The following is an 18,204-nucleotide window of genomic DNA, read 5'->3' on the forward strand; positions in this document are numbered from 1 at the left end:
GTCTTCATATACGACCGATTAAAAAAAGTCGAACGCATTTTCCGGATAAAATTCGTGTTAGAATGAATTTTTTCTAAAATCTGTTGGTGTTTTTCCTGTATATTTTTTGAAAGACGTATTGAATGATGATTTAGAATTAAAACCAACTTGATATAAAATTTCTAAAACTGTTAAATCTTTTTGCAGAGGATCTTTTAATATTTCCATTGCTTTCTCAATTCTGTATTCGTTGACGAAATCAAAAAAATGTTTATCCATATAAGAATTAATCAAAACCGATAAATCTTTAGCTGGTATTTGGACCTTTTCTGCCAATTCTTGAACCGTTAAATAAGGATTCAGATAAGGCTGTTGAGTCCGCATAAAATCTTTTATCTGGTTATTTTTTCATTATCTTCGGAAATCTGAACTTTTAGGCTTTGGAATAATATCTTTGATTAATAATTAGTGAGCGCGAAAGGATTCGAACCTTTGCCATCCCGACTGAAATCGGGATGCATTATTTCCTGAGCTATAAAAAAGAGTACACACAAAAAAAGACTCACTGTTTCCAGTAAGTCTTTAAGTGAGCGCGAAAGGATTCGAACCTTTGACCGTCTGCTTAGAAGGCAGATGCTCTATCCAGCTGAGCTACGCACCCATTAAGTAATTTTGAGAAAACTACTAAAACAGTCGGGGCGGCAGGATTCGAACCTGCGACCTCCTGGTCCCAAACCAGGCGCGATGACCGGACTACGCTACGCCCCGAGGGTGTCATCAGTAACGATATTTACTTCGTTTTTGCGGTTGCAAAGGTATAATATTTTTTCAAATAAAAAAATAAAATGAAGAATAATTTTTAATTAATTTTTTGTGAATGGGGTTTTATAAACTTTACATGATTAATAACCATTGACTTATCGTATTTGAAAAAAGATGAAAAAATTTCATTTTTTTTTACTTTTTTATTTGAACCCGTTTGTTCATGGTTTCTGCTTTAATAAATGATTTCATTGATCATTCAGTCAAATGAAAGAATTATAGGTTTCTGTCATTGTTAAAAATTGTTAAAAAAAAACTTGTGGTATCTGTTTCTTTTATAAATTTGCAAAAAAAAATTAATACCATAATAATACTATGAAGAAATCAGCCATTTCCATCTCTATCTACTATTATATTCTGAATTTTTAAGATAGTTTTCTTTTTTCGGTTAATTTTCAAACTAAACTTCAGTTGGCTATTGCTGACTATTTATTTGGCAAAAAATATCTAATATGTATAACCCTCTTTATTCTAGGGCATTCGCGATAATTTGTTTATCGTGTTCTGTGTCTGTTTATTCTCAACTGGTGGGATCTGATGTCCAATTATGGGAAAAAGCCAATCCAATACTTCACGAAGTAACAAAGTGCAAAGATGAAAATTTACTCAATTTTCATTGTGGTATCAAGGATAAGCTTTTCAAAAAATATATTAAATACAGTAAAAATAAGAGCCATACTCTTACAGCGGTCCACCGATCGAAGGAAGATGAATTGATATGGGAAAATACTGAAAAAAAGATTTCCTTAGGAAATAACAACTTTAAAACTGGTGGAGAAAAAACTGTTGAAATTAGAAAAAGGCCAAGTATTTTTTCGTTTGTAGCAGTTGCAGATCCGAACCGTGATAAATCTGATAGCTTGAAAATTAAATTTGAAGATCAGAATCTTTATGAGATGATATTTTTTCCAAGAAAAGCAAAATCTTCAGATCTTGGTAAAATACACTCCTATCTCTCTATTAAATACGGAATTTCACTGGAAAAGGGGAAATATTATAGCAGTGATGGAAAGATAATCTGGGATCCGGAAAAACATAAAGAATTTAGATACAAACCTACTGGATTAGGAAGAGACAATGGTAATGAACTCTACCAAAAACAGTCGTCCAACCAGGCTGATCTATTTTTAACAATTGGGAAAAATTCTATTGAAAGAACAAATGTTGAGAATCAATCTGTTTTTGAGAATAATCAGTTTGTTATTTGGTCTGATGATAATAATGAACTGACTTTAAAAAACGATGGTACCTTTGATGTTTTGCAAAAAAACTGGGAAATCAACTTTATAGGTAATAAAGTTCCTAAAACCGATTATAGTGTAAGAATATTGAAAGAAACGGTGAATCCAAGGTCTTTACCTATTGCTTATTGGATGTTCCTGAAAAAACCTGACGGAAGTATTCTGAAAGTTCAAGGATCTGAAGCTGCAAATTATATCATTTTTAATAAAGTTGATTTCCTTAATGATTTTGATAGTGGTGATACAGCTCATTTCACTTTTGCAGTAAGTCCATTGAAAAGTGCTAAGAATGAACGAGCGAATCAAAATCCAGATTCTGGATTATTAATTAACGGGGACTTATCACTGAATCTGACTAAAATTAATCTTTATCCGAATCCAGTTAAAAAAGGACAAACTTTTACAGTTACTTTCCCTCCTATGGAAGGACTTGGAATTTCCATTTATGATGGATCAGGAAGATTGGTCAAATTTGATAATATTGACCGAAAATCAAATCATTACACTGGTCAGTTGAAAGTTCAAAGTGCTTACATTATTAATCTTATTCAAGATAAAAAAATCATAAAAACGTTCAAATTAATCGTTGATTAAACTATACCATGAAAATAAATACGGATCAATTTCCTGTTACCAAGAAGTCTTGTTTACTGATAGGCTTTTTTGCGTTGATGTTTGTCTTTGCGAGCTTTACCAAAGAAGACAGGCAGAAGTTACAGGTATTCAAAAAAGAGCTGATAAGTAAATGGACTGATAAAAAAGTTGATTTAATTGATCAGGATGTAAAAGAAAATCCTTCTAATCAATTAACACAATCTGAAAAATTACTTGAAAAGAATATTTTAGATGAAAATCATTCTGTATTTTTAAATTCAGCAAAGGAAAATTTAGAATTCTCTGAGTTTAAAAATGATGTTGCTGTCGACAATAAGAATTTTTATCCATCAAAGGAAAAAGAAGGAACTATTGGTGCTTTCACGGATCAGGAAGAAGATGAAGTTTCTGATAACTTCTTTACCATTGACATTCCATCTGCGGAAAAAAACACTGTAGCATATCTTGAATACGATCTGTTTGGATTGGCTTCTCATGAGTCAGTATCCAGATCTATTAATCATAATATTGCGATAGGAGGAGGAATTATTGTTCCAAGCGCAAAATGGAGCCATCAAAAAGAGGAAATCAATTCTGAACTTATAAAAACAGGTTCTAATTCCATATTATTTACTTCACCTTCAGCCGGGGTAAAATACAAAGTAAAAAACTTACGTATTGTTTTTGAAAAAGATAAAAAGTATGATAATGATCTAATCATAAGTTCTGTACTGTCAGGAGATCAGTTGTATGTAAAAGGAAAGACAGCATCGTTAACAGATGTGGTAGTTAATAATGAAGTTGTTGCTGTAGAAAATGGTGAGTTTGAAAAAGTTGTCAAACTTTCAGAAAAAAATAAGGCAGAGGGTTCATTCTCTGTTATTGCAGGAGGTATAACTAATGCTTACAAAATTCCGGCTTCAACAAAAGCCTTTAAAGTAGTTGACAATTACTATGCAAAACCAAAAGGTGTTGAAATTTCAAAAGATAAAGAATTCAGTATAAGCTATGAAAATATGAATGTTTCTATAGAAAAAGGAACATCAGAATCGGCTTACATTGAAGTACTGAAATTAAGAGAAAAAGATATACCGGCAGTATCTCAGGGACTTAAAAATGTAACGTTGAATAATGCCGCTTACAGATTTTCAGTAACGGCCGGAAAGCTGGAGAAAAAGGCAAAGATTACTATTCCTTACGATACCAAAAGACTGGGATTGTTCTCTCCTAAGGATATCAAAATTTTCCATTTTGATTATGTCAAGAAACAATGGGTAGCAGACAAATCAGTTGTTGATGAGAAAAATAAAACGGTAATGGTAGAAGGAGATGGTGACCATGATTATATCAACGGAATTATTTCCGCTCCTGAATCTCCTCAGACAACAGCTTTTTCACCAACAAGTATCAGTGGATTGAAAGCTGCAGATCCTATGGCAGGAATGCAGCTGATGAATGCTCCTACAGCAAACCAAAAAGGAGATGCCAATATGAATTATCCTATTAAAGTTCCTGCAGGATTGGGAGGATTACAGCCTTCTTTAGCAATAGGATACAACAGTGGTGTCGGTAACGGATGGATGGGTGAAGGATGGGATCTTCAGGGATTATCTGCAATTACAGTGGATACCAGATGGGGAACGCCTAAGTTCGGTAGCCAGGAAACGGAATTGTATACTTTAGATGGTGAAATGCTTGTTTATCCTAATGGTTATCTACCACACAGACATAATAATACAAGTGAGACCTCTACAGATATTACGACAGCAAGACAGACTCGTAATTCGACAGGAAAAAAGCAATTTTATCTCAGAAAAAATCATGATTTTACTCTTATAGAAAGGGAAGGAGCTACTCCTGCTAATTATGCATGGATAGTAACTTCTACAAATGGTACTAAAAGCTATTATGGCGGAAGTGATAATTCTGTTATAAAAAATGACGAAGGCCAGATTGTTCATTGGGGATTAAGAATGGTAGAAGACAGTCATGGTAATAAAATGATGTTTACCTATCAGAAAAATATATTGGATCTTGGATCAACTAATGCCCTAACCGGAGGAATTTATTTTCATATTCAAAAAATAACTTACGGAAAAAATCAGGATTATAGTGTCAACTTTATTGCTGAAACCGGGATTAGCAGAAAAGATATCAGTATCAATGCAAAGCAAGGATTGAAAAGAGTAGAATCATATCTTTTAAAAGCTATTGATATAAAACATAAGACAGAAAAAATACGAACATATGGTGTAGAATACGAAGATGGACAATTTAATAAAACAAGGTTAAAAAGATTATACAGTCAGGTATACAACATTAAGATTGTGAATCCGCTTCCTATTGTTGATGACTATTCTTTTGAATACTATAACCAGGTAGAAAATAATCAGATATTTGGACCTGATACTCAGGTGCAGGTACAAAATTCCGAAAATGTTTATAACGGGCTTATTGAAAATATTCTGAAACCATCGAAAATCAATGGAAATATTTCTTCGGAAAACGGTTTGAACTTTAGACCTGCTGCCGGATTGAATTTCTTTTATTCTTCCAATGATGCATATGGGCACCTGATGTTTGGATTTCCTTTTGGATATTCCACGGCCGAAGCAAAGAATGCCCAACAGCTTATTGATTTTAATGGAGACGGTATTCAGGATATGATCTACAGAACTTCTTCTGAACTGAAATTCAGTCAGGGAAAATTGGATCAGGACGGTCATTTATCTTTTTTACCAGCCAAACCCTTATTAAATTATAATAATAACTTTACCTATACCGAAACCAAGACCAACAATTCAGGATGGGATATGGGAGCTACAGTATACAGTAGATCCCAGATTAAATCTACTTCCAAAGGAACAACATCTACCTATCTAATTGATGCTAATTCTGACGGATTAGTTGATATTGTCAATAATGGACAGGTGTGGTTTAACAAATATAATAAAGGTTTGCAACAGCCTGAAATGACCAAACATTCAGAATTTACAGAAAATATGGTTGTGAAGGATAAGCCAATAGCACCTCCGCTTTTACCACCTGTAGATCCTATTGTTACTCCAGATATTCCGGCAGTACCAATTACTGATGTTGTAAAAGTATGGATAGCGTCACAGGATGGTTATATCACGATTAAAGATAATATATCCGTACCTTCTTATACTGGAGATCAGGATGATTTACCAATAAAAATGTATTATTCGGTGGAAGCTCCTTACGCGTCTTCGGGTGCTTCTGTTAACACAAGAGTTTATCTTACTGAACTAAACCCCGGAGGCCTTGCGAAAAATATTTCGATCTCGAAGTATAATGATTATTATACAGAAATGAATACTATTTCCCCGGGATACAATATGGTGTCTAATTTTGTGGGAGCAGTTGATAGTTCTAATAGGATTTTTGTAAAAAGTGGGGAAAAGGTATATATAAGATTACATAAAAGTATGACGAAGAATTTAGAGGTAAACTCTAATCCGGAAGTTATTTATGTTGATCCCACAACAGGATCCCCTTTGTCAAGCAAGTTTATATTTCAGGATCAGTTTAAGTTGAATAATGGAAATTATGGAAGTAACTTCCTTACCAATAATTTATTATCATCAGCATATCTGGATGGTACGGGGACAGCAAATATTACAGTGGAAAGTGTTAATTTTCCTAATAGTACAGATAGCTTTACCTTTAAAGTAATTGCAGAAAATGCAAATACTGGCACAGCTACAGTGCTTCATTCTTCTGAATACATTCAGTCATATGATCCTTTTAATACTGAAGCTTATACAGGTACTTTGAATGTGAATTCAAGTGAGCCTGTTTATTTGAAATTTATTATAGAATCTGATTCTCATACATCATTCTTCAACAGCAACTGGAAAGATAAAATCAAAGTACATTATAATGCTGTTTCAAATAATAATGCATCAGTTAACTTAGATTTGTATCCCGTTGCTCAATATCCTTCATATGCAGTAACACAACTAAGAGCAAGGATAGACATTAGAAGTACACAGGATAATCCTAATATCGTTAGTGGGAAAAGAGCTTATGGTGTTCAGATAGACAAAGGTGTGACAAACTTTTCTACTCTTTCAACCGGATCGTTTTATTACGTAATCAAAACCGGATCTACAGTGATGGGAAAAAGAAAAGTAACTGTAGCAGCTAACGGAGCCAACTCCGTGATTAAAGAAGAGGATATGATTGGTGCATTTGATGTTCCGGGAATAAGTCCTATCAGTTTTTATAAAGGAGATTTAACAATACCGGAATTTGGTCAACCTCATCTTGTAAATATTCAGGTATACTGTAAAACAGATGGTGATTACGCTTTATTCAATAAATATTCTCAATACTTCCAGGGGAAACCATTCAAAATTTACGGAAGTGGTGAGTTGATTACCTCTGTGCCGCCAACTTCGGTAAATACAGCAATGTATAACCCAAAAACTGCTGTCTATAATAACTGGGGACAATTTTTATACAATCCGGGAATTATAGAAGGTTACACCTATGGGAAACCAATTGAAGCAGAAACTATGACTCCGGGTAATGTAGCTCAAAATACTTATCCACAATGTATTCAGCAGCCTCCTTTATCTGCAGAGGAATTGGCTAAGTGTATTGATAACCTACCTAATGCGAATCCTAACACAGGAAACAATACAGTTTCCCAATTTGTTTCTCCTATGAAACCCTATAGTTCGCTGGTAAATACAGGAGGGAACTATACTGTTAAAAGCATTTGGGTGGGAGCCGGAGAGAATCAGTTCGCTTCTGCAAGTTCTTTCAAGGATGATGAAGCTGTCAATTATTTCAATAATCCTATACCTAATACACCATCAGTAACACCTACTACTCTGGTAACAGCAGTACTTTCATTGGATACCACAATGAAGGCTATTAGTAGAAAACAGAGCAGCTACACTCGTAATACAACAAATACATTAAATGTATCAGTAGGAGGGGTAGGAATATCTGAAGCTGAATCAGAAACTGTACCTTGGGGGAAAGGAAGTATTGAAACTCAGACATTCTCTGATATAAATGGAGACGGGTATCCTGATATGGTATATCCTGAGTCTATTCAGCTGACTAATTCTGTTGGAAGTTTAGATGATATAAACCTGGTATCATCGGGAGGTTTTCCTACGGATTCCAATACCTATCAGAAGATGAATTCTCTGGGATTCTCTTATAACCTTTTTTCCGCTAGCGGAAGAATTAGTGTAAATGGTCTGTTGGGTACTACTTCAAAAGGGGATTCTTCTATGCCATGGTCTGGGTCCGGATCTGCTAGTGCAGGAGTTACCAAATATTTTAACTCATTTGATTCAGGAAATAACTTTTGGATGGATATTAATGGTGATGGACTTCCTGACAGAGTGGTAAACGGAGGAGCAATAAACATGGGAGTAATGCTCAACTTAGGAAAAAAATTATCGGGGATGAAGCCTGTTGAAAATATGCTTACTTACAGATCTCACCCGATAGGAAGTGAAAATATTTCTATAGGTGGAGGGTTAGGTTCTTCAGCAAATATGGGTGCTTTGAGCAGCTTTGGATTTGGTATCAGTGCAAGCTTAGGCGGTTCAGCTTCAAAGGGAACTGCAGATGTTGTATATGAAGATATCAACGGAGATGGTTTAATTGATATTCTTGAGGTGAAAAATTGCGATCTATTGCCAGGTTGTACTAAATGGACTAATGTTCGCTATAATTTAGGACATAAATTTGATACAGCTGTCCCATTGCTTAAAACAGTAGGAAATGTAGATTTCACTGAAGAAAGTGGCTCATATAATGGCTATTTCTCTTTCGGAGGAAGCTTTATGGTAAATATAGGACCTATCCCGATTATTCCTCCTGTTCCGATTCTGAATCTTTTCATAAAAGTAGGAGCAGGGGCAACTGCCAATCTGGGAATCAATGTTTCTGATACCCAAAAGGCTTTCAGAGATATGAACGGAGATGGATTTGTAGATCTTGTTGTAGATAACAGTAATGGATTTATAGTCAATTACTCGCTGATTGGGAAAACCAATAAACTGAAATCTGTTACTCAAAACATAACCAAAGGGAAGTACACTATAGACTATCAGTTTACACAGCCGAATTATGAGGATCCACATGCAAAACTGGTGGTTAAAGAGGTTAAAATATTAAACCCGGATGTCTTTAGTACAGACTATACGCTTTCCAGTACAGAGAAAGATATTGTAACCCGATATAAATTTGAAAATTCCAGATATGACAGAAGAGAAAGAGATAATTTTGGTTTTGGAAAAATAACACGTGAAGAAATAAATATCGATGGAAATCCTTATCGTAAAGCTGAGGATATGTATTATAACACAAGTTATTTCTTAAATGGATTAATTAAAGAAAGTAAAATCCTTTCGGGAAATGATGAGTTAATTTCCAAAGTGATCTATAACTATCGTTTATATAAATTTAAAGATAATACAACCAAAATAGACCCTAATTACTTAGCGGAAAGTTTTGATACCGGAGGAACAGAAGGTAGAAGAATGGCTACCGTTCTGTTGAATACGAAGATCAATACGAGATTTGAAAATGGTGGTGAAATAGAGACTACGGAAAAAATGGAGTATGATTACAATACCGGATTGGTTTCAAATTATACCTATACCAGCCCTACCAATTCCTATAAATCTGTGATCACTTATTGGACCGGACTGAATAAAAATATGATCGCAGTACCAAAAGAGATCAATGTATATGACGGAACAGGTTCTACTCTTTTAAGGAAGAGAAAAACCCAGGATATAAACGTTAATACAGGAGATGTCGGAAAATATATCGTATTTGATGGTTCTCAGGATATCATAACAGATTATACTTATGAGCCATCAGGTAATGTTAAAACAGTAACTTATCCACCTGATGAATCACAGAACAGATATTCCATATCCTATGAATATGATGATGAAACAGGTAAATATGTAATAAGGACAACTGATGCCTTTGGATATATTTCCTTTGGACAGTATAATCTTTATTTGGATGTTTTAACAAAAAGTACAGATATAACAGGAAATGTAATACAATATGGATATGATGACTATGGAAGGGCTATATCCATCATTGAACCTTATAGTCCTGCAAATATTTCTACAATAACTCACTCTTATTATTATGACCATTATGGTATGCCGAGTTCAGATCAGAATATTAAAATATTCCGTGCCAGAACCTCTCATTATGATGCAGACCATCCGAATAACCTGATTAATACAGATTCTTACTCAGATTTTATGGGAAGAGTAATACAGGTGAAGAAAGATATTGATATTAATGGAACAGAACGCAGATCTGTTTCAGGAAGACCAATATTTGATGTATTCGGAAGACAGCTATATCAATATCAGCCTCAGGAAGGAGACCTTCAGGATAATAATCTGAATCTGAATCTCAGCCAGTTTATGTTGTCCAATACGTACGACCACTCTGACAGGATTACGAATGTTAAATATGAAGACGGCGTTGAAAAATCAATTAGCTATGAGATAGAAGGGAATCTGTTTAAAAGTATTGAAGAATTGGATGTTACCAGGACAGAGACTTTCACCAATGCAGAGGGACAGATTGTTGAGAAAATAAATTATCTGAATAGTAACCCACTGTCTACAAAATTTGAATATAATACAGCAGGTGAACTGCTTATGGTAACTGATCCTCAAGGTATTAAGACGACCTATAAGTATAACCTTGCCGGAAGAAGAACAGAAATGTTGCACCCTGATAAAGGGCAGACTACTTATGAATATGATGCCGCTGGACATCTGATCAGATTTGTAACTCCAAATCTTGTTAATGATCCTAATATACAGAGTCATTTTATCCATTATCGATATGATAAGAACAGACTTATTGATATTACGCTTCCTAATCTTCCAAGTGGAGCAGTCAACCCTAATAATGTTCATTATGATTATATGCCTGCCAATTCAGGAAATAATTCAGGAAGGATTACAACAAAAACAGATGGAACAGGGTATACTACTTACAATTATGGTAAGCTGGGTGAAGTAATATCGGAAACCCGCAGGATATTCGGATACAGTATTCCAACGATGGAGTTCAAAACGGATTATATCTATGACGGCTGGAACCGTCTTAAAAAACTGACATATCCTGATGGAGAGCAGCTTACTTACAGTTATGATCTAGGAGGGAATCTTAAAACGGTAACCAACGGAAGTTATAATTATATTCAGAATATCAAATATGACCTTTATGAGCAGAGAACAGCAGCCAACTATGGAAATGGAACAAGAACAGATTATTCATATATTGCTACCAACAGAAGGTTAGATCACTTTGGGTTATGGAGCAATTCCAATGCGTTTTTATCCAACAGCTACGAGTATGATAAGAGAGGAAATATTATCCGTCTTGCCAATGATGTAGGGGTAACTCCGAATCAAATGGGAGGAACCTATGCTTTCAAATATGGATATGATACCTTAAACAGATTGATTGGTACGGAAAGTGATATGGGGCTAAATGATAAAGGAGGAACTCCTACAACACCCAATACTTCTCCATATGCGCAAAGTAACTCACATTTTGATCTTAAGAAGGTAATGTATAACGAGAGTGGAGGGATTGTATTGAAGGAACAGGTGCATCAGATCGACCAGCAGCCGAACCCGTTGAATACGTACTCGAATAACTATAAGTATATTCCGGAAACTCATAAAGTAAAGTCAATTACTGACGGTAATGTCAGCGGGACACAACAGCTTTTCGCCTATGATGAAAATGGGAACACCATTGAGCATGTTGATGAATTTGGTTCTAAGCATATGTTCTGGGATGAACAGGATCGTTTAAAAGCTTTTTACAGTGATGATTCTGGTGTATACCAATATTATGCATACGACGACAAAGGAGAAAGAACGATAAAGTACAATCTTCATGGAAGTTCTCAGCTATATCAGAACGGAGAATTGGTAGATCCGGGAAGCTTAAGTCTAACTGACTATACATTGTATCCTAATCCTTATGTAACGGTATCCTTAAACGGGCAGTATACCAAACATTATTTTGAAGGATCAACCCGTTTTGCCAGCAGGGTGATGGATGGAAGCAATATTTTTGTTCCCTTAAACCTCAGAACATCTGATCAGGGAACAACAATGAGAGAACCTGATCCTTCTGTTGATTTTAAAATATATCTTGAAAAAGCAGGAGTAGGCGATATTTCAGCAGAGCTGAATACTTTAAATGGACCAACCAGCCAGTTAGGATTATACTATTTGCATAATGACCATTTAGGAACAGCAACATTTGTTACCAATTCCAGTGCTCAGAGTACGCAGTTTTTCTTAAATTTACCATTCGGAGAAACGATGCTGGAGCAGAGAACAGGAGTATATGATAACCCATATAAGTTCAATGCAAAAGAACTGGATAGAGAAACCGGGCTGTATTACTATGGAGCAAGATATTATAACCCGAGAGCAAGTATTTGGTATGGGGTGGATCCTTTGGCTGTTTACAATCCGGCGATGGAGACTGAGTTTTACGGTGAAGGACAGCATAATGGAGGAGTATTTTATTGGGGTAACCTAAATCCTTATATTTATACATATCAGAATCCGATTAAATATGTTGATCCTAATGGTAAACAGACACTAAGCTGGAATATTTATGGAGATAATCCTCAGACAAGATCTCAGGTTGCTGGTGAGTATCTAGAATTGTCTAAAAATATTAATATGGCTTCCTTTGCGTTGGTAGACACATTCTTAACCAGAGGTTTTGGAACTAAGATTATGATTGCTTACGCTAGTGGAGAAGCCGCTCATAGTATGCAGATGCAGACTCATTGGCGAGATAGAGGTAATGAGGCTCAGGCAAAAAAATATGAACAGGAAGGAGCAGAAGCTACTAAAGAATTATTTATTTTTGGGGGTGTATCGGCTGTAGGTAGTATCGCTAAGAGCATGTATACAAGAATGTTACTTTGTTTCGTGAAAGGAACCTTGGTCTATACTTCAGATGGTCTGAAACCTATAGAAGATATTGAGATTGGAGACAAGGTGTGGTCTTACGATGAAATTAAGAAGCAAAATGAGTTAAAAAAAGTTCTTTCACTTTCACGTAATATTACTAAGCAATTATTAGAACTATCTATAAATAACTCTAAAATTATATGCACACCAGAACATCCTTTTTATATTAAAGGAAATTGGGTTCATGCTAAAGATTTAAAAAGAGGAGACCTTGTTGTCAATGATAAGGGGCACTTAATAAAAGTAGATGATATTAAAATTATAGACAAGATAGAAAATGTTTATAATTTAGAGATTGATGGAAATCATAATTATTTTGTTTCTGAACATAAAATTCTTGTACACAATGATGGCTGTGGGTTTATGGCAACCAAGAATGGATTTGTTAATAAAGAAGTAATTGAAGTTGCAGCTGGCCGAGGAAAACCACGATTGGAAGCAGATGGAAGTGTTAAGATTTTTAGAGGAGATCAGTATAAACAAGGGAAAATAGGCTATGGGTCTCAAAAAAACTGGATTGGTGCTGAAGAATTCGAGGTACCTAAATCAACTAATGCACATGATAGAATTTTAAGAAGGGTTGAAAGAGATGGTACAGTAAAATATGGATATAGTATGGAATCTGATTATAACGTAATTCATGAAATAAAACAAGTGAGTAAATAAAATGGAGATATTTTTAAATAATATTAAAATAGATTATTTAGATCTTACTAGAGATAGGAAAATTATCAATGATAAATTATTGCTAAAGGTTAAACCTGAGGCTAAATTCATTATTTTAGAAGAATTAGAAAAATCTGAAATTAGACTGGTCATAAATATTGATAATAGAGCTGGTATAAAAAAAGCTTTGTATGAAACCCGATTTCTTGTAGACTATGTTTTAACAGAGTATGATTATAATGAGCCAGACGGAATTATTCTTTATGGAACTATGATTAATAAAATGAGTATTACGGGAAGAGGATATGCTCAATATCTCATTAAAATTTTTTACGATTGGTTTAATCATTCAGATTTTAGCTGGGAAAAGTATGAAAATAAAGAAGTCAAAAGCTCTTATCTTCTGGCTTGCTTTATTTGGAATAAAGGTTTTTATAAAATAAGTGCTGAGAATAACATCATGAAAATGGATGGAAATATTGTTAGAGATGAAGAAGATTTTTTCTGTTATTTAGGTGAATTGTTCTTTGGAAAAAGAGGTTTTATGGGACTGGGATTAGATTCACTTCATGACCATACTATAGATGTAAGTAAGAATAATAATATGCAGGAATTTCATTTGTATATAAATTCAGCAGACGCTTTAGAAAAAACATTGGGAAATAGTTATTTTTTTAGGTCTTTAGAAATTTTAAAAAGAACTGGTATTAATATTTATATAGATGATTTAGTCTTTAAAATAAATAATAGCATTTAATAATTAAGATTACTTAATATTTGCTTCTGTTCCGCAAAGTCTCCCAACTTTGAGGTGAAAAAAATCAAATAACTTAATTCAATATTTAAAAAAAACCTCGCAAAACGCGAGGTTTTTTAATTTGTAATGACGACTAATCCCTATATTTGCCGAATGAAACGATTAATGTTGGCGTACCTGCTTTTCCCTGTATTCCTATTCTCACAGACTACCGGAAAAGTGATCAAAATTTCAGACGGAGATACCATTACTTTACTGTTAAAAGGGAACCAGCAAAAAAAACTCAGACTGGCTGAAGTCGATTGTCCTGAAAGTGGACAGGCATTTGGGAAAAATGCAAAACAGTTTACTTCTGCCCAGGTATTTGGGAAAACAGTAAGCTTTGTTGAGACGAACACGGACCGTTATGGGAGATCTATTGCAAAGGTTTATTATGATGACGGCAAATACCTTTCCAAAGAACTTATCAAAGCAGGAATGGGATGGTGGTATTTTGCTTACTCCAAAGATGCTTCTTTAGGTAAAATTCAGGAAAATGCACAATATAGAAAAGTTGGTCTCTGGCAGGATGTAAATGCTGTTGCACCCTGGGATTACCGTAAAATGAAGCGTGAGCTTAGAAATAATAAGAAAATCGAGGCCGCTAAAACTAGTGTAAAAATAAAAGGAGTAGCATAAGCCTTTGTTGGAACGCCTGAAGCTGGAAATTAATTAATATGTAGGCTGACAGTAACTCCCATCTTCAAGCTCCCTGCTTCCAACATTTTATCTATCCCCCTTTCTTCCTTACAAAAAGATAAAAACTCGCAGCCATGAAGATAAAAACGGAGGCGATATTACAGTAATCTATTCTTTCAAAAGCGATATTTTCACTCATGAAGTTATCCATTGATTTGTAGCCTCCGGTATAAATCAAAAAATCAGAGAATTTTTTCTGATAGATAATCGTCGTGAAAAGTAGCATGAATACACCAAAACCGATAGGGTAAATGAAGTTTTTAAAAAGAAGACTCAAAGTTAGCTGCACCATGGCAATAGCAGAAAGAGTAATGAAGAATTTCACAAAGACATAAAATATCACTTCTCTGAAGTCATAATTCTGGAAGCCCAGCTGTGGAAAAGCAATACTTAGCAAATATCCGCTTAACAATAAAGCCAGATAAGAGAAAAGCACTGAGAAAAAAACTGTTATCTGGATGAATATAGCTTTCGAGAAAAATATTTTAGTCTTGGAAACCGGAAGCGTGAAGAGAATTTTATAATTATTATTTCTGTATTCCACATCGCAGCAGGCATGCACAAAAAGAGAAACGAGTATAGGAAACAACAGATAAAAAAACATAAATACGATTTTTCCCAATGAAGCTTTCCATGGATTTATTGTTCCCTCAGATTCTTCTATTCCGGAGCGGAGTACATCATAAACCATATACAGATCAACCGCGAAGATAATCAGGACAGGAACGAGCAGAATTCCGAAAATTTCTTTGTTTTTGGAAAGTTTATACTGTTCGGATGAAAATGCCTTTAAAAAAGTATTAGTATTAGTCATGGTTTTTAGAAATTAAATTAATGAAGATCTGCTCAAGATTGGTGCTTTGAGACTCTATGTCATAAATCTCAATTCCATTTTGGATTAACATGGTAAGAAGACCATTGAATTTTTTGTCATCATTGATTTTCACTGAAATTTTGTTCATATTATTCAGTGTTGCGGAATAAGTGTCTTGGAGTAGAGATAATGCTTTTTCAACAGGATTGACTTTTAAAGCAACTTCTTTTTCGACTTTGCTTAAAAGTTCGTTCTTTGTTCCCTGGAAAATTATTTGCCCGCCTTCAATAATTCCGATATGGGTAGCTGTTTTTTCAAGCTCACTCAAAATATGGCTCGAAAGGAAAATGGTTTTCCCTTGTTCATTCAGATGCTGGAAGAGTTTTCTCATTTCAAAAATTCCCTGAGGATCAAGCCCATTGAGAGGTTCATCCAGAATCAGAAGTTTCGGATCATGAAAAATAGCCATTGCAATTCCCAGGCGCTGCTTCATTCCCATGGATAGAGCTGTTGCCTTTTTTTTCTTCTCGTTATGCAGATCTACCAGTTCCAGAACTTCATCAATTCTTTTATTTCCTTTACCATAGATGATATCCAGATACTTTAGGTTTTCAAAAACAGTAAGTTTTGTATAAAAACAAGGGGATTCAATCAGGTTTCCTGTACTGGCAAGAATCTCTGTCCGGTTCTGTTGTAAACTTTTATTTTGAATGAAAATATTGTCGGCCGATGATTCCAGAAGCCCTAAAAGAAGTTTAATCGTAGTCGATTTTCCCGCTCCGTTCCTTCCAAGATAGCCATAAACACTGCCTTCAGGAATATTGAGGTTGATATTGTTCAGAATGTTTTTAGAACCTATGGTATAACTGAGGTTTTTAGTAGTGATGCTTTCCATTATTCGTGAGAGGTTAAAAAAGTATTGGTGTCTATATAAAATATTCCGTCAAAAAACTGGCTCCAGACCTTTTTCTGATCTGTTCCCTGATTGATGGTGGAGATAAACTCTTTCTTCAGTACAGAACTTTCCGGGATACTTCTGAGATTGATAAAGAAATAAGGAGTCTTTGTTGCATGAAATGTATTTTCGATGGCGAGCTTTCCAGGCTTATCAATGGGAGTTCCGGTTTTATTGTATTTGGTATAGGATGAAAAATCAATCATATAAGAAGCCTTTCCGTATTTACTTTTGATATGAGCGCCCAGAGGTAAATAATTTTTGCTGTACCGGCTTGCAAAAGTATGAAGGTTTGAACACCACACAATGATTTTTTGTCCCTGATACACAGAATCAATCTGATAAATAAGGTTTTTAGCCATCAGAGAATCCCTGAACTGCATACTCTGCGTAGATCCTGCTTCATATTTCCATATTTTATCAAAATTGTTTCTCATATCATGTAAATACCGGGTATATATTCTGTTTTCAGGTGTTTTTTTCAGTTTTGAAACTATCTGTTCAAGTCGGCTTATTTCATTGAGAAAGTCCTTTTTCTGATTTCCGGATAAAATTTTTCCGGCAAACCCCTTGTACATAAAATTGGAAATCTGATTGATGTGTTTATTTAAAAGAGGAAATGGCTTAAGGTCAATCGAATTTTTGCTTAAAAAATCCTTCAAAAGCTTACTGCGTCTGTCATAAAGTTCCTCTCCGGAAAACTGTATATCAAACCCGCCCAGTTCTATGGGGTGATTTGAAGCTTTCGTTTTCTGATAATAGCTGATCAGAGGCTGGGTCTCCCTGTTGTTCCACCAGAAATCGAAAAGTCCCAATCCTCCTATAGAAGCCGAGGGAATTTTAAGGCTGTGGTTTTTCATTTCCTCATTCATCATCCAGATATCATACTGGCCGGCTTCATACAATAGAACATGATACCCCAGATTCTCATGGAGATATTTGATGAGTCTGCTTTTGGCTTTCATGGTAGCGCCGTCATAATGAATGTTTTCTCCCAGCATTACAATCCTGTTGTCTTTGAGCACATAATCCAGAATCTTCAGGTCGCTGTTATCCGGATATTCCATAGAAATACTTTTTATAGGGTATTTATACCGCTGGACATCGTTCAGGAGTTCCTGTTTTTCTTTTTCAGGGATATCTTTAAAAACAATTTTATTCAGGATTAAAACTGCAATTACAGAAACTATAAAAGTGTAAAGTATTTTTTTCATCCATTCAAAATTATACAGTTACTAAATGCCTTATTTGATTTTAAATTTAATAAAAAATAAAAGCTTTTTATGAAAACTATTTATCATTTAGTCGAAAATGATGCCAAGGGAAAAATAATGTCAATTCGTCATGTTTTTCCTGATGTTGGGAAATACCTTAGTGGTAAGGATAAAAACTGTCTCAAAAATAGCTGCACGTTTAGCTGGTAGTTTCACTGTTTTTTAGATAAGAATAAATGCTTATAAACCTGAAATTTCAATTTTTATTAAGAGAATTCCAGATCCTTTATTGCTCATATACCATATCTTTACTCAGACTTAAGCAGAACAAAAAAGCTGCAACTTTTTTTGAATATACAATAACCGTTCGTTTTGAAT

At 34.7% G+C, this 18,204-nt stretch carries 8 protein-coding genes and 2 tRNA genes; 4 read left to right on the plus strand and 6 right to left on the minus strand.

Annotation, left to right across the window (positions count from 1 at the left end; genetic code table 11):
- Positions 1-57: 57 nt before the first annotated feature.
- The 3 genes from KYG33_RS20190 to KYG33_RS20200 form a co-directional block, all read right to left on the minus strand.
- The gene (locus KYG33_RS20190; RefSeq protein ID WP_317619658.1) at positions 58-315 is read right to left on the minus strand and encodes a helix-turn-helix domain-containing protein; all 258 of its coding nucleotides are present in this window, start codon (positions 313-315) and stop codon (positions 58-60) included.
- A 251-nt stretch (positions 316-566) separates the two neighbouring features.
- Positions 567-640, minus strand: a tRNA-Arg gene (locus KYG33_RS20195).
- A 32-nt stretch (positions 641-672) separates the two neighbouring features.
- Positions 673-747 (minus strand) — tRNA-Pro (locus KYG33_RS20200).
- Positions 748-1,307: 560 nt separating this feature from the next.
- Here KYG33_RS20200 and KYG33_RS20205 point away from each other — a divergent pair.
- The 4 genes from KYG33_RS20205 to KYG33_RS20220 all read left to right on the plus strand — a co-directional run bounded on the left by KYG33_RS20205 (position 1,308) and on the right by KYG33_RS20220 (position 14,783).
- Positions 1,308-2,636 (plus strand): T9SS type A sorting domain-containing protein, encoded by a 1,329-nt coding sequence (locus KYG33_RS20205; RefSeq protein WP_180565289.1) that lies wholly within the window; start codon positions 1,308-1,310, stop codon positions 2,634-2,636.
- Positions 2,637-2,644: 8 nt separating this feature from the next.
- A complete protein-coding gene (locus KYG33_RS20210; RefSeq protein WP_219072310.1) occupies positions 2,645-13,348 on the plus strand; it encodes a polymorphic toxin-type HINT domain-containing protein in 10,704 nt (3,567 codons plus the stop codon).
- A gap of 1 nt (position 13,349) precedes the next feature.
- Positions 13,350-14,105, plus strand: coding sequence for a hypothetical protein (locus tag KYG33_RS20215; RefSeq protein ID WP_219072311.1), 756 nt, complete (start codon positions 13,350-13,352; stop codon positions 14,103-14,105).
- A 153-nt stretch (positions 14,106-14,258) separates the two neighbouring features.
- Entirely contained in the window at positions 14,259-14,783 is a 525-nt protein-coding gene (locus KYG33_RS20220; RefSeq protein WP_077415779.1) for a thermonuclease family protein, read from the plus strand.
- A 91-nt stretch (positions 14,784-14,874) separates the two neighbouring features.
- Here the strand turns inward: KYG33_RS20220 and KYG33_RS20225 are convergent, their stop codons facing one another.
- The 3 genes from KYG33_RS20225 to KYG33_RS20235 are packed head-to-tail and all read right to left on the minus strand — an operon-like array spanning position 14,875 to position 17,826.
- Complete coding sequence (locus tag KYG33_RS20225) at positions 14,875-15,657, minus strand: ABC transporter permease (RefSeq protein WP_219072312.1); 783 nt, start codon at positions 15,655-15,657, stop codon at positions 14,875-14,877.
- Positions 15,650-16,552 carry an ATP-binding cassette domain-containing protein gene (locus KYG33_RS20230; protein ID WP_219072313.1) on the minus strand — a complete coding sequence of 301 codons (903 nt, stop codon included), beginning with the start codon at positions 16,550-16,552 and terminating at the stop codon, positions 15,650-15,652. The genes KYG33_RS20225 and KYG33_RS20230 overlap by 8 nt, the downstream gene beginning before the upstream one ends.
- Positions 16,552-17,826, minus strand: coding sequence for an erythromycin esterase family protein (locus KYG33_RS20235; RefSeq protein ID WP_219072314.1), 1,275 nt, complete (start codon positions 17,824-17,826; stop codon positions 16,552-16,554). Before KYG33_RS20235 ends, KYG33_RS20230 begins: the two co-directional genes overlap by 1 nt.
- Positions 17,827-18,204 lie beyond the last annotated feature (378 nt).

It is taken from the genome of Chryseobacterium sp. D764 (genome assembly GCF_019317325.1).
Classification (GTDB): Bacteria; Bacteroidota; Bacteroidia; order Flavobacteriales; family Weeksellaceae; genus Chryseobacterium.